The organism is Bradyrhizobium sp. USDA 10063 (assembly GCF_054063735.1).
In genome coordinates, this window is sequence record NZ_JBSSGP010000002.1 from 6,356,765 (window position 1) to 6,370,567 (window position 13,803).

Sequence of the window (13,803 nt, forward strand, 5' to 3'; positions counted from 1 at the left end):
GAGGGCTCTCTCCACACGGACTGTCCCATCGTGGAGATACCCTCACCCCAGCCCTCCCCCGCACGCGGGGGAGGGAGCCCAGCATCGATTGTGGATGCCATTCGGCCTATTGTCATCTACCGCTCATTGACAAAGATCCGTATCAAATTCGCCGGCTGCATCCGCGCCAATCGAATGACCGGCAGCAGCGCGGCACAGAGCGCGGCCGCCAGGGCAACGCCGAGCAGCTCCACCAGTTGCAACGGAAACACCTGGAACGGCAACCGCCAGCCGAACGCCTTCACGTTCACGACGGCAAGCAGGCACCACGCCACCAGAAGGCCGAGCGGCAGCGCGAACAGCGAGGTGATCAGCGCCATCGCCATCGTCTTCAATAGTTCGATCCGCGCGAGCCGCTGCCGCGTCAGTCCGATCGCCCATAGCGGCGCAAGCTGCGGCAGGCGGGAATTCGCCAGCGTCAGGAGGCTCGTGAGCAGCGCGACACCGGCAACGCCGAGGGTGAAGGCGTTGAGCGCCGATGTGACCGAGAACGTCCGGTTGAAGATGCGTTTCGACTCCGCCTTTACCGTCGTCTGATCAGCGACGCTGCGGTCATCGAGGCCGAACTTCTGCTGCAGCTCGGCGATCAGCGCGGGCACGGCCGGTGGCGCGACGCGCAGGCCGAACCGCGTCTGCGGCACTTCCGGAAAATGCTGCGTCAGCGCGGCAAAGTTCACGGCAACCTGGCCCTTGGGGTTGCCGTAATCGGCGTAGATGCCGACGATCTCGAGCGGCCAGTTGCCGGCGGGCGCAGGCAGCTCGATCCGGTCGCCGATCGCAAGTTTCAGCCGCCGCGCCAATTGCTCGCTGGCAAAGCAGGTATCGCCGGCGCGCACGCGGTCCCATCCATCCGACCTCGCTTCCAGCAGCGGCCAGTTGTCGCGAAACGTCGCCTGATCCGGCAGGCCCAGCACCTCGATCGGCATGCCCGCAAGCTGCGCATCGGCGCGGCCGCCGGGCAGGATGGCCTGGACCTCGCGCCGCCCGCGCAGCCAGGCCTTGATCTCATTCGCCTGCGCATCGCTGGCTGCGTTGACATAGACGTCGGCGGCGAGCCGTCCGTCGAGCCAGACCAGGAAGGTGCGGCTGAAACTTTCGACCATGGTGCTGACGCCGACATTGACCGCGAGCGCGAGCAGCAGCGCCATCAGCGCCAGTGACAATCCCGAAAGCTGCTGGCGGCTGTCGGCCCAGAACCAGACGCTGACCGGCCGCCCGGCGCTGCGTTGGCCGAGCGCCAGCGCGATCTCCAGGATCATCGGCAGGATCAGCGCCGCGCCGAGCATCAGCGCCGCAAGCACGGCGAAGCCCGAGAGCAGGGAATCGCCGAACCAGAGGAAGCCGCCGGCCACGGCAAAGGCGGCAAGCGCCGCCGCGCTCTGAAACACCAGCCAGCGCCGCTGCGCCTGTTGCCAGGCCTGCGGCTGCGCCGAGGTCAGCACCGGCATGCGGATCGCCTTGGCGAGACTAGCGGCGGCCGCCGCCAGCGCGCCGAGGATGCTGATCGCGATGCCGGCGAGCCACCACTCGCCCTTCAACGTCAACTGTCCCGGGATCTGTGCGCCATAGAGCCCGCGCAGGGAGGCGGCGACGTCAGGCAGCAGCGCTGCCGCGATGAAATAGCCGCAGACCAGTCCCGCCAGTCCCGCGAGCAGCGCGAGCGATACCAGCTCGGCTACCAGCACGCTGTTCAGCATCCGCGCCGACACGCCGCAGGCGCGCAAGGTGCGCAGCATCGGCAGGCGCTGCTCGAAGGCAAGCCCGATCGCGGAGTTGACGATGAACAGGCCGACGAAGAACGACAACAGCCCGAACGCGGTTAGATTCAGATGGAAGCTGTCGGTGAGGCGCTCGAGATCGGTTTCCGCATTGGGCTCGACCAGGCGCAGCCTGTCGCCTGCGATGCGTTCCAGCGGCGCCCGCCTGGCGCTGGATTTCCCGATCAGCAATCGCGAGATCTGGTCCGGCGTCTTCAGGATCTGCTGTGCCATGCCGATATCGACCACGAGCGCGCCGGGCACGAGCTGTGCCTGCACGCGGAGTGGCGGCAGCAGCACGCCGCCATTCGACGAAGGCCGCTCGCCCTCCTTGAAGCCGAGGTCTGCCAGCGTCTCGGGCGCGACCAGCATCTCACCGGGCGGCGTGACGAAGGACCGCAGATCGGTCCGGCCGATCACGGGCGCCGTGCTGACTTCGCCCGGCAGGGTCACCGGCTCGATACCGAGCAGCCGATACGATCGTCCGCCAATCTGCACGCGTCCCTCGACGACGGGCGAGACCGGCCAGCCGGCGCGGCGCAGATCGACGAAGAGGTGTTGCGGAAAGCTGGTGCCGTCGCGACTGATGAGCATCGCGGTGCGGGCGCCGCCGAAGGTCGACGCCGCGCGATCATAGGCGTTGCGCGCCTGCTGGTTCAGCGCCTGCACACCGCTCCATAACGCGGTCGCCGAGATCAGTCCGATCAGCAGCGTCGCAAGCTGCATCGGATGCCGGCGCCAGTGGCTGAGCAGTACCGCCAGTATCCACAGCGCCCGCCTCATGCGATCACCCCCGCATGCAGGTTGACCTGGCGGTCGAGCAATGCTGCGAGCCGCGCGCTGTGTGTCACCAGCAGGAAGCCGCAGCCGGTCCGCGCCACCAGGTCGCGCGCCAGCGCCAGCACCTCGTCGGCGGTCTCTTCGTCGAGATTGCCGGTCGGCTCGTCCGCGAGCAGCAGCAGCGGCTTTGGCGCCAGGGCGCGGCCGATCGCGACGCGCTGCTGCTGGCCGCCGGACAATTGCTCCGGGTATCGTTTCAGGAGACGCGCCAGCCCAAGCCGCTGCACCAGCTCGTCGTGCCATTTCGGATCATGCCGTCCGGCGATCCGTGACTGAAAGGTAAGATTGTCTGCAACCGTCAGGCTCGGAATCAGGTTGAATTGCTGGAACACCAGCCCCAGCCGGTCGCGACGCAGCGCGGCACGGCCGGCATCGCCGAGGTCGGAGAGGCTGACGCCATCAAGGATGATCTCGCCGCCATCGGCCGCATCGAGCCCGGCGATCAGGTGCAGCAGTGTACTCTTGCCGCTGCCGGATTCCCCGGTCAGCGCCACGCTTTCGCCCGCGGCGACCGTAAGATTGACGCCGCGCAGCACCGCAATTTCCTCGCCGGCCGAACGATAGCTCTTCCTCAGGCCGGTGACGTTGAGCACGGGGCGATTTCCACTTGCCATGCGCTGTCGATGCCACGGCAGAGCCGGCAGGTCAAAATCCACGGTTGCCTTGTCAGGAAACCCAAGGCTAGCATCGGTTTCGGACCGGCCGACAGAGCCGAACAAGAGCGAAAACGACGGGGAGAGCCAAGCATGACCGCACAGCCGACGCCGAAAGGCGCCTGGAAGATCACCTTCCTCCTGTTCCTGTTCATGCTGGTAAACTTCGCGGATAAGATCGTAGTTGGCCTCGCCGGCGTGCCGATCATGACCGAACTGAAGCTCGATCCGGAGCAGTTCGGGCTGCTCGGCTCGTCCTTCTTCTTCCTGTTCTCGATCTCGGCCATTGTGGTCGGCTTCATCGTCAACCGCGTCGAGACGCGCTGGGTGCTGCTCGTGCTGGCGCTGGTCTGGGCACTGGCGCAGTTCCCGATGGTCGGCACCGTCGGCTTCACCACGCTCCTGATCTGCCGCATCATCCTTGGTGCGGGCGAGGGACCGGCCGGGTCGGTGGCGGCTCACGCCATCTTCAAATGGTTCCCTAACGAGAAGCGAACCTTGCCGATCGCGATCCTGTCGCAGGGCTCGGCGTTCGGCGTGATCCTGGCAGTGCCGGCGCTGAACTGGATCATCGTCAATCACGACTGGCACTATGCGTTCGGCGCGCTCGGGATCGTCGGGCTGATGTGGGTTGTGGCGTGGTTGATCCTCGGCAAGGAAGGCCCGCTGGTGGAGAACGCGGCGACGGCGGCCGGCGAGCAGCGCATTCCCTATTCCAGGCTTTTGACCTCGCGGACCTTCGTCGGCTGCGTCGCCGCCACCTTCGGCGCGTACTGGGCGCTGTCGCTCGGGCTCACCTGGTTCACGCCGTTCATTGTCAAGGGACTGGGCTTCTCGCAGCATCAGGCCGGCTTCATTTCGATCCTGCCATGGGTGTTCGGCGCCGTGGTCGTCATGCTCACGGGCTGGATTTCGCAATCGATGCTGACGCACGGTTTCACCACCCGCGGCGCGCGCGGCGTGCTCGGCTCCGTGCCGCTGATCGTCGGCGGCGCGATCATGGCGATCATGCCTCATATCACGCCGGGCGGACTGACGATTGCGCTGCTCGTGTTCGGCTCCGGCCTCTGCGGCTCGATCTACGTGGTCTGCGCACCGATGATCGGCGAGTTCACACCGGTCTCGCAGCGCGGCGCCGTGATCTCGATCTACGGCGCGCTCTATACGCTCGCCGGCATCGTGGCTCCTGCGGTCATGGGCAGCGTGATCCAGCACGCGGGGAATCTGTTCGACGGCTACATGACAGGCTTCACCATCAACGCCGTGATCATGATCGCGTCCGGATTGCTCGGTTTGTTGCTGCTCTGGCCCAACACCGAGCGCGCGCGGCTGCGCCACGCGGTGGCGCCTTCAAGCGAACTGAAGAGTGCGGTGTCGCCGACGTAGCTTTGGTCCGATTGAACTAACGACGCACGTTGGCAAGTATTCCCACGGAATTGGCTCCAAATCGGCAGCGTTGTGTACATCAACGGCATCGTGCATCCGCGCGAATGCGAATCAACGAGAGTCATGAGTTATCCGACGCGCAAGACGACAATTGTGCAGCTACTGATAGGCGTGATTCGAACAAGAGCGGGGCGGGCTCGACCATTTTTTCGGACGTCGATCAAACGTCAGTCAAGGTGACGTTCTCGCTTTAAGAAATGGCGTGACACGCGTAGTCGTGCTCGCGCGGCGGCGCACTCGCGCTCAGTCATGAACCTTTAGCCAAGAGGTACAGACCTACTGATAGGTGATTGAGCCTGCATGCCCGGCCTACCCGTCGCAGGTCAAAAATTCGGTCCTCTTGTCAGCCGGCTCACACTTCCTTTTGCGGGTCAGTGGGACTATCAAACTTGAGGACGATCAGTTTGAAAAGCAATTGGTGAGCATAGCTGACAACGAGAGTGTTCCTGCAATTATCGCTTTGCGTCGCCGCCGTGACCGTTACCGGTTTGATCGTGGTCGGAGCATGGTAGTGCAATTCGGCTAACCGCCAACCAGCCGGGGGGTGGAGCCAATGCAGCAGATTGCGGACTGGCTCGAGAAGCTTGGGCTTGGGCAATACGCGAAGCGTTTTGCCGAGAATGGGGTCGATGTTGTCGTCCTTCCCGAACTAAAAGATGAGGACTTCGATAGGCTCGGGGTCCTGCTTGGCCATCGCCGTAGAATGCTGCGTGCTATCGCCGAACTCAATCAGGCCGAATTGATTGCGGCTCGTCCGCATGACGCCGAGCGACGCCACCTGACCGTCATGTTCTGCGACCTGGTAGGCTCAACTGCGCTCTCGGCTCGTCTCGACCCCGAGGATATGTGGGAAGTGATTGGTGCCTATCGGGCCGCCTGCGCAAGGGTCATTGCCGCTTATGACGGCATCATCGCCAGGTTTATCGGAGACGGAATCCTCGTCTATTTCGGCTATCCCCGCGCACACGAGGATGATGCGGAGCGCGCAGTGCGAGCGGGGCTCGACATCATCGCCGCAATAGAGCAGCTCGAAACGCGCGCGCACGAGCGGGCCGAGGTGCGGATCGCCATCGCGACAGGGCTGGTAGTGGTAGGCGACCTCATCAGCGGAGGCGCATCAGAGGAGCAGGCGATGGTCGGCGATACACCGAACGTCGCTGCTCGGCTACAAGGCTTGGCGGAGCCGGGGGTGGTTGTCGTTGCTGCTTCGACGCGCCGGCTGCTTGGCGATCTGTTCACTTTTCGCAACCTCGGCCGGCGCGAGGTCAAGGGCCTCTCCGAGCCCATCGCGGTTTGGGCGGTCGAAGGTGCAGCCGCGTCGGAGAGCCGTTTCGAGGCGGTACGAACAGCGCGTTCCATTGGCTTTGTCGGCCGCAAGGCGGAGATTGACTTCGTGCTCTCGCGCCAGCGGCTGGCGTGGCAGGGCGAAGGCCAGGTGGTGTTGATTTCCGGAGAGGCCGGGATAGGCAAATCGCGCCTTGTGGCAACTCTCTCGGAGAGCCCCGCGTTGGGGTCGCACCGCCGGGTCCAGTACCAGTGCTCGCCCTACCACTCGAACAGTGCGCTTCATCCTTTTATCGCTCAGCTTGAACGCGCCGCCGGCATCAGGTCGCAAGACGCGTCCGGACAAAAGCTCGACAAGCTCGAGGCAATGCTCGCGCTTGGAACGCAGCAGGTGGCAAGAGTGACGCCACTCATTGCCGCGCTTCTGTCGATCCCGGCCGGCGAGCGCTATCCACCGCTCGGCTTGAGTCCAGTGCAGCAGCGGCGACAGACTTTCGCCGCCCTCCTCGACCAGCTTGAGGGTCTGGCACGGCAGGGGCCGCTGCTGGTTGTCTGCGAGGACATGCATTGGGCTGATGCCACGACGCTGGAGCTGTTCGACCTTGCGGTCGATCGGATCAGGGGACTTCCGATACTCGCGCTTGCGACATTCCGGCCGGAGTTCGAGCCGCCCTGGGCGGGTCTTGCGAATGTCAGCCTGCTGCAGGTCGATCGGCTTGATCGGCAGGACACGCGCGCTTTGGTCGAGGAGGTGACCGTCGGTCGACAGTTGCCGGGCGAAATGATGACGCAGATCATCGACAAGACGGATGGCGTCCCGCTGTTCGTCGAAGAATTGACCAAGATGGTGCTGGAGTCCGGGCTGCTCGTGGAAGATGCGGGGCGCTATCGTGTCGATAGCCCGCTGCCGCCGCTTGCCATTCCCGCGACGCTGCAGGACTCGCTTATGGCGCGGCTTGACCGGCTGGCGCCAGTCAAGGAAGTGGCACAGATAGGTGCCGCCATCGGACGCGACTTCTCATACACGCTGCTGCGATCCGTGGCGGGGCGCGATGATCTCACGCTGAGCGGCGCGCTGGCGCAACTCGAAGAGGCCGAACTGCTAATTCGCCATGGGACGCCACCGGAAGCGACCTATAGTTTCAAGCATGCGCTCGTTCAGGAAGCGGCTTACGAAAGCCTGCTCAAGAGCCGACGGCAACTGCTCCATAAGCACATCGGTGACGTTCTTTGCGACAAGTTTTCAAGCATCGCCGAGACGGAGCCGGAAGTTCTGGCATATCACTTCACCGAAGCGGGTTTGAGTGAAGTAGCCCTTGAGTGGTGGCGCAAGGCGGGCCAACAGGCGTTGAAACGCTCGGCTTATGCCGAGGCAATCGCACATCTCGCGAAGGCGGTCGCCATCGCGGACGGGCTGCCTGATGAGTCAGGCCGGATCATGAACCGGCTCCATCTTCAAATTGCATACGGCCGTGCGCTCCGGGGAGGCCTCGGGCACAGCGCTCCCGAGACGGTGGCCGCATGGAAGCGCGCCCGGCAGTTCGCAGCCGACATCAATGATCCCGTCGAGCTGGCGCCGATCCATTCGGGCCTGTTCAACGCCAGCTTGACCCACGGCGAGCTCGCGCCGATGCGGGAGTTGGCAGAGGCCATCTCAAGCGCGGTCGACCAACGACCGGAATCGCCGGTGGCCGCGGTCGTCGCACACTGGACGAGCGGGGTGACCTGCTGGTTCGGGGGCGATTACCTGAGCGCGAGAGTTCATCTTGAGAAAGCACTTGCGATCTATGATGCCGAGCCGAATCCGGCGAGCTTCAAGGCGTCGGCGCTGGACCTGCCCTTCGTTATCATGCGGTTTCTCGCTCTGGTACTTTGGCCGCTGGGAAGCATTGATCAATCGCGCAGGCTCGCCGGGGAGGCGGTTCGCGCGCAGGGAGCGAAGCCTGCACTCGCTCAAGTTAATGCGCTTGTTCACAAGGCTGTCTTCGACGGACTTTGCGGGGGTATGCTGCAGCAGACCGAGACGATCCTTGCCCTTGCTCTCGCCCGCGAGCATACGATGCCGTTGTATGTGGCCGCCGGCACCTACCTGAACGGCTTGGCAAAGTGGCGTGCCGGCGACCGACCGAGTGGGCTGGCGGACATGCGCCGGGGCTGGACCTTGCTTCACGAAAATGACTGCTACCTTTGTGAACCATTTTGGGGGATGCAGGTTGCGGTGGCGGATGCAGAGGAAGGGCAACTCGAGACCGGGTTGGAGATTTTGCGGGAGTTGATCGTCTGGACGGAACAGTCAGGCCAGCATTGGCTTGATGCCGAGCTGCATCGTGTTCGCGGTGAGCTTCTGTTGCGTGGTGAGAATTTGTCGGCTGCCAAGGACGCCCTGAACAGAGCTCTGCAAATCGCCCAGAGCCAGCAGACGAAAACCTTCGAACTGCGCAGCGCGCTTGGGCTTGCGCGTCTATACCGCATGAACGGCCGGGCGGGCGAGGTACAGGAGGTCCTCGCGCCGGCGCTCGCTGGCTTCGATATGCGGCAAGATCTCCCCGAGATCCGGGAGGCGGAAGAGCTACTCAAGCAGAGGTACTAACGGTCGGCTTCCAGGCGCGAGCATTGCCGAGCGGTCGTCGGCTGACAGCGATAGTTAGTCAGCCGGGATGAAGCGGAGTGTGCCTGCTCGACGCGTTGGCCTGCCGGTGTCGTTCGTGTGATTAACGCCATCCATGACAGGCACCTCAGAGAAATCGAATGGGCTTACCCCGTCCAGGCACGCCACGTTTACGGCATAGAGATTCTGGTTAGATCGTCGTTGATGATGTGTGTATATTCCGCAACGAGAACAGAAGAAGTGCTGCGCTGATCCGGTATGGAAGCGGTAGCTTGTTAACGCATCCTCGCCCTGCAGGACCTTGATTCCACCCATTTCCGCCATGACAACGGCGGCGCCTCGCATTCGGCAGTAAGAGCAAGTACAGCGGCGGATCGAATTGAAGCCGTCGCTGAGCGTGACCTCGAAACGCACCGCGCCGCAATGGCACTGGCCAGCCCGAACGTTCGTGTCGCCCACCATGTTGCCTGTGTCTCCTGTTCAGATCACTTCTACGCCCGGTCGTGGTGGGCGGACGAGAACGTCTTAGCGACGTCAACCGGTAGGAAGTCGGCAGTTCGCTGGAACCGTGCAGCCATCATGATTTGCTGACTGCGACTGATCTCAATACGAACGTATCTCTAGAATTTGAGCCGGACAACCCTTCAAGAATTCGCGCATAATGTGAGAAAAATTCACGCGGAGGCTCGAAGCCAACCTTAACGGTGCTGTGTGTGAACTAGGTGGTGTCCAGTGTGTCAGGAGATAGGTCGGGAAAGAGGCATCGCAGATGATGCCGCAATGTGCGCCGCCGTCGGAGAAGCCGGGCACCGAGCTCGGGTGCGGCCGAACGAACGCCGCCGCACCAAGTGCCCGCACTGTGGCCAGATCACGAGGATCAGCGAACGATGATGCTCACTGCGGCCAATCCCTGTAGAGCATGAAACCCATCATGATCATCGAGCTGGCTGCGACCACCGCAGCGCAGATAAGCGGCAAGTCTTCCAGCACGGCGACAATGGCTGCCCGTGCCCTCAGATTTCTCTTCACATGCGCAAAGCGCCAGCCTGCCACACCCATTCGGACAACTCCGTTTGGCCCCCAGCAGCGGCGGTGTGACTCTATCAAGGGGAAGCGCTCGGATCGCTATAGCCAATTCGGATGTAACCTTAGATCAAGGTGAAGGAACCCTTGCGCTGCGACCATGGCGATGTGGCTATCGATCAGGAGCGACAGCCAACTCTACGAGATCGCGGCGGGTGGATCTGAAATGTGCCAAGAGCCAAATCGGATGTGCCGTAAACAGCAGCGCGACCGCGACGACGACCATCGCGATGTACCCGAACAACGATCCTCGGCGAGCGGGTCAGGCTGTATGTCGAAGCGAATTTCCATGCTGCTTGAAGAAGAGATCAAGCTTCACAGGTTCGCCGGTATCTCGCCAGAACAGTTTTTTACCCAGGCTGGCCGCCACCGCGAGGCGATGGTGGCCGCCGATTAGAGTATGGTCATCCGTTGCTTTGGCGATGATCTCGCCGGCTTCGTCGACGATGATTTTCATGCGCCGCCTCCAATGCAACGCGCCAGTCGGCGCGGCAGCGATGGTACGCAATATCTAACCTCGTGCCGGCCCCGGCGTTCCAATCCATGAAGATCACGGCTTCCGCATTCGATACGCGCCACATCGCGCACCGCCATGTTTTGCACTGATCCGCACTAAATAAAGCCGGGAATGCGCGATGGCGAATCCTCAATGGTCGCCGTCGCGCGCCCCCCGCATCTCGTCGCGCCCTCGGAAGGACCCGAGAAACCGATTGGGACGCGGTCGCCCCCTAACTCCTGCCGTACTGGTCTTGATCGTAGGCCTGAAGGATGCGGACAAAATCGGCCATGCTGGATCGATCCCGATTGCCGGCCGTAACCGCAACCTGAGTCTTGGATGCGGGCTGGCTCCCTTGCCAAAACCGCACCAGGAGATCGGCGATGTCTTTCATGGCGTACTCTCCGCAGCCAACTGTGGCAGTAGACGCTAATTACTGTGCGGCAACGCCGCGGCTCGATCAGGGGAAAGGCCGGCGGGCGCTACGCCGCCGACCTTGTCCTGCAACTGCCTGCTCGCGGGCCGGTTCCGTTGCTTTTCACTCCGCATCATTGGGTAGCACCGCGCACTTCGTTGACGCCATTGCGCGCGGGTATGAAGTGACCGTACTGAGGTACGCTCGGGCTAGTGAATGGGTATAGGTCGACAAGACGTCGGTTTAATCCCACGGCGCACACAAGAAGAGGGGCCGCCTGCGTTGCCACAAGCGGCCCAAGGCCAGGGAGGAAACGCCCAAGGAGGGCCGCGATAGCGCGTCGCGGGGGAGCAGAGGAGCGCTACCGCTTACCCCATCTAAAGATGATCGCGATCAGCGGCTCAATTGAACGTCGGTAAATGTCGGGCATCTAAAGGGGGCACGGACCGATACGAAGGTTTATGGCGCTCGCCATCCGACCCGCGCTCTTGCGCCTCCCCTTCGCCTCCGGTTGGATGCTCCCCGGGGCGAGGGCGCAAATAGTCCAAGGAGGTTCTGATGCGCATTCCGGCCTTGGCGATTTTGGCGATCGGCTCGATCTCAATGGGGCCGGCGGCGGCCCAGACTTACGATCCGGGTTATCCGGTTTGCCTGCATGTGTACGGCCGGACCAATTATTACGAATGCCGCTACACGTCGCTGCCTCAGTGCAACGCGTCGGCATCGGGCCGCGCCGCCCAGTGTGTCATCAATCCATATTTCGCGCGCGCGGAAGAGCCCGCGGGATATCGGCGGCATCGCCGCGTCTACTAGAGCTTATTTTGGAGCAGACAAGCTCAATGGGCGGCCATTCCCACAAGGGGAGAGGCCGGAGCGCGCGGCCTAGTCTCGTGCCTAATGCATCCCCTGTGTGCCGCGAATGAGCCGGCCGGGCCTTGCGCCTGTCGCCGCGCCGCCGCGCTGGGTCACCACGCCCGAGACGATCGTCGCCTCGTAGCCGTCGACCTGCTGCAAGAGGCGGCGGCCGCCGACGGGGAGGTCGTAATGCACCTTCGGCGGGTGCAGATGCAGCCGGTCGTAATCGATCACGTTGATGTCGGCCTTGTAGCCCGGCGCGATCAGGCCGCGATCGGAGAGGCCGACCGAGAGCGCGGTCTTGCGCGATTGCACCGCGATCACGAAGGGGATCGAGAGCTTCTCGCCGCGGCTGCGGTCGCGCGTCCAGTGCGTCAGGAGATAGGTCGGGAAAGAGGCATCGCAGATGATGCCGCAATGCGCGCCGCCGTCGGAAAGGCCGGGCACCGCGTTCGGGTCCAAGAGCATCTCGCGCGTTGCGTCGAGATTGCCGTCGGCATAATTGAGGAACGGCACGTAGAGCATGCCGCGGCCCTCGTCGGTGAGCATCGCGTCATAGGCGAGCTCTTCCGGTCGCTTGCCGAGCCGGCGCGCCTGCGCGCCCAGGGCGTTCTCCGGCGGCTGTTCGTAATCGGGCGGATTTCCGAGCAGGTACATCTTGTCGTAGTTGGGCCGGAAGAACAGCGGATCGTCGGTGTCGGTCGCATTCTCGGCGAGGATCGCGGCGCGCATTTCGGGCTGGCGCAATCGCGCTACCCGTTCCTTGAGCGGAAGCCGCGCGATCGCCTTGTAGCTCGGATGGGTCCGGAACGGGTTGCGCGACAGCTCCAGCCCGAGCATCAGCCCGACCGGGCGCGCGGCGATCTGCGCGGTGATCGAGAGGCCGCGGCCGGTGGCCTCGTTGATGGTGTCGAGCGTCTGGCGCCAGCGCCGCGGCGCCTTGTCGTTCTGCGCGAGCGAGAACGAAATCGGGCACCTGGTGTTCTGCGCCACCCGCAGCATCATCGGCAAATCTTCGTCGGCGGTGGAGGCATCGAGCACGAATTGCAGCACGCTGCGGCCGACGCCATGCATGGCGCCGGCGATCGCGGTCAGTTCGTCCTCGCCCGCCTTCAAGGTCGGCGTGAAGTCGCCGGTCGAGGTGCGGTGGTTGAGGGTGCGCGAGGTGGAGAAGCCGAGCGCGCCCGCGCGCACCGCGTCGCCCGCCAGCGCGGCCATCTGCCTGTTGTCCTCCACGGTGGAGGGATCGCGACGCGCGCCGCGTTCGCCCATCACATAGACGCGCAGCGCCGCATGCGGCAGTTGCGCGCCGATGTCGATGTCGAAGCTGCGCCTCGACAGCCAGTTCATGTAGTCGGGAAAGCTCTCCCATTCCCAGGGAATGCCGGCGCTCAAGACCGGCTCGGGAATGTCCTCGACGCCTTCCATGAGCTGGATCAGCCTTGTGTGGTCGCTCGGACGGCAGGGTGCAAAGCCGACGCCGCAATTGCCCATGATCGCTGATGTGACGCCGTTCTGCGAGGAAGGCGTGATGTCCTGGCTCCAGGTCACCTGGCCGTCATAGTGGGTGTGGATGTCGACGAAGCCCGGCGCGACCAGCTTGCCGCGCGCGTCGATCTCTTCTTTAGCCTTGCCTGAAACCTTGCCGAGCTCGGTGATCTTGCCGTTCGCGATCGCCACATCGGCTTCATAGAGGTCGCCGCCGCTGCCGTCCGCCAGGGTACCGCCGCGGATCACGATGTCAGGCGCTGAGGTCATGGCGCTTCATCCCGGTTTGTTATGGTTGCCCGCATCATGGGTCGTCCCCGGATACTGTCAACCGGCGGGGATGAAGCTCAGCAATGCGCTATGGTGCGGCAACCCGGAAAAATAGCGACATCCGTGCCTCAAACGGAAACAAACTTCCCCGCGGCTCAGCCGGTCTATGCTGGCTATCGCCTGAAAGCCTAGCCCATGTCGCGAAAGGCGTGACCGTTGGTTTCGATCCTCTTTACAAGATCTGGCGGCAATTCGGCTTGAGCCGCCGTACCGTCAAATGCCCATTCCTTGGGATCGGCCAGATCGGGAAGGCCTGCCCCTTTGCGCACATAGAGGCCCACACTCGGCTTTTGCGGATTAATGTAAAGATCGTATTCCTGCATCGAGATGTCTCCTCGTCTGTTGCCAGTCCCGGATCGCCTCAAGCCGCGTTCGTTCACCTCTCTGCCAGATTATAGCGGTCGGTTACGACTGTAAGCATTTAATGCGAGGCAGTGATCGGGCCGTAACAGGCACACCGCAGAGTCCTCTGGAATCACCGGGGAGATCTCTCAGTGACCGCGACCACC

Annotated in this window: 11 protein-coding genes; 3 read left to right on the forward strand and 8 right to left on the reverse strand. The window is 63.3% G+C overall.

The genetic code is table 11. The features are described from left to right. Nucleotides 1–116: 116 nt before the first annotated feature. A complete protein-coding gene (locus tag ACVJGD_RS32080) occupies nucleotides 117–2,579 on the reverse strand; it encodes an FtsX-like permease family protein (protein WP_456637964.1) in 2,463 nt (820 codons plus the stop codon). Next, the gene (locus ACVJGD_RS32085; protein ID WP_456637965.1) at nucleotides 2,576–3,250 is read right to left on the reverse strand and encodes an ABC transporter ATP-binding protein; all 675 of its coding nucleotides are present in this window, start codon (nucleotides 3,248–3,250) and stop codon (nucleotides 2,576–2,578) included. Before ACVJGD_RS32085 ends, ACVJGD_RS32080 begins: the two co-directional genes overlap by 4 nt. Before the next feature lie 132 nt (nucleotides 3,251–3,382). Here ACVJGD_RS32085 and ACVJGD_RS32090 point away from each other — a divergent pair, with 132 nt between their 5' ends. Both ACVJGD_RS32090 and ACVJGD_RS32095 read left to right on the forward strand, forming a co-directional pair. Continuing rightward, nucleotides 3,383–4,675: an MFS transporter gene (locus ACVJGD_RS32090; protein WP_456637966.1), complete on the forward strand. Its 1,293-nt coding sequence runs from the start codon at nucleotides 3,383–3,385 to the stop codon at nucleotides 4,673–4,675. Nucleotides 4,676–5,288: 613 nt separating this feature from the next. Beyond that, nucleotides 5,289–8,609 (forward strand): adenylate/guanylate cyclase domain-containing protein, encoded by a 3,321-nt coding sequence (locus ACVJGD_RS32095; RefSeq protein ID WP_456637967.1) that lies wholly within the window; start codon nucleotides 5,289–5,291, stop codon nucleotides 8,607–8,609. 54 nt (nucleotides 8,610–8,663) lie between these two features. Here ACVJGD_RS32095 and ACVJGD_RS32100 read toward each other — a convergent pair whose 3' ends face one another. The 4 genes from ACVJGD_RS32100 to ACVJGD_RS32115 form a co-directional block, all read right to left on the reverse strand. Next, nucleotides 8,664–9,089, reverse strand: coding sequence for a GFA family protein (locus tag ACVJGD_RS32100; protein WP_456637968.1), 426 nt, complete (start codon nucleotides 9,087–9,089; stop codon nucleotides 8,664–8,666). A gap of 432 nt (nucleotides 9,090–9,521) precedes the next feature. After that, nucleotides 9,522–9,686: a hypothetical protein gene (locus ACVJGD_RS32105; protein WP_456637969.1), complete on the reverse strand. Its 165-nt coding sequence runs from the start codon at nucleotides 9,684–9,686 to the stop codon at nucleotides 9,522–9,524. 286 nt (nucleotides 9,687–9,972) lie between these two features. Beyond that, entirely contained in the window at nucleotides 9,973–10,167 is a 195-nt protein-coding gene (locus ACVJGD_RS32110; protein WP_456637970.1) for a hypothetical protein, read from the reverse strand. A 271-nt stretch (nucleotides 10,168–10,438) separates the two neighbouring features. Then, a complete protein-coding gene (locus ACVJGD_RS32115; protein ID WP_456637971.1) occupies nucleotides 10,439–10,600 on the reverse strand; it encodes a hypothetical protein in 162 nt (53 codons plus the stop codon). A 579-nt stretch (nucleotides 10,601–11,179) separates the two neighbouring features. Here ACVJGD_RS32115 and ACVJGD_RS32120 point away from each other — a divergent pair. Beyond that, on the forward strand, nucleotides 11,180–11,434 hold the full coding sequence (locus tag ACVJGD_RS32120; protein WP_456637972.1) for a DUF3551 domain-containing protein: 255 nt from the start codon (nucleotides 11,180–11,182) through the stop codon (nucleotides 11,432–11,434). A gap of 81 nt (nucleotides 11,435–11,515) precedes the next feature. Here the strand turns inward: ACVJGD_RS32120 and ACVJGD_RS32125 are convergent, their stop codons facing one another. Further along, nucleotides 11,516–13,234 carry an N-acyl-D-amino-acid deacylase family protein gene (locus ACVJGD_RS32125; RefSeq protein ID WP_456637973.1) on the reverse strand — a complete coding sequence of 573 codons (1,719 nt, stop codon included), beginning with the start codon at nucleotides 13,232–13,234 and terminating at the stop codon, nucleotides 11,516–11,518. 188 nt (nucleotides 13,235–13,422) lie between these two features. Next, nucleotides 13,423–13,617, reverse strand: a complete 195-nt coding sequence (locus ACVJGD_RS32130) for a hypothetical protein (RefSeq protein ID WP_456637974.1) — start codon at nucleotides 13,615–13,617, stop codon at nucleotides 13,423–13,425. Nucleotides 13,618–13,803: the final 186 nt, after the last annotated feature.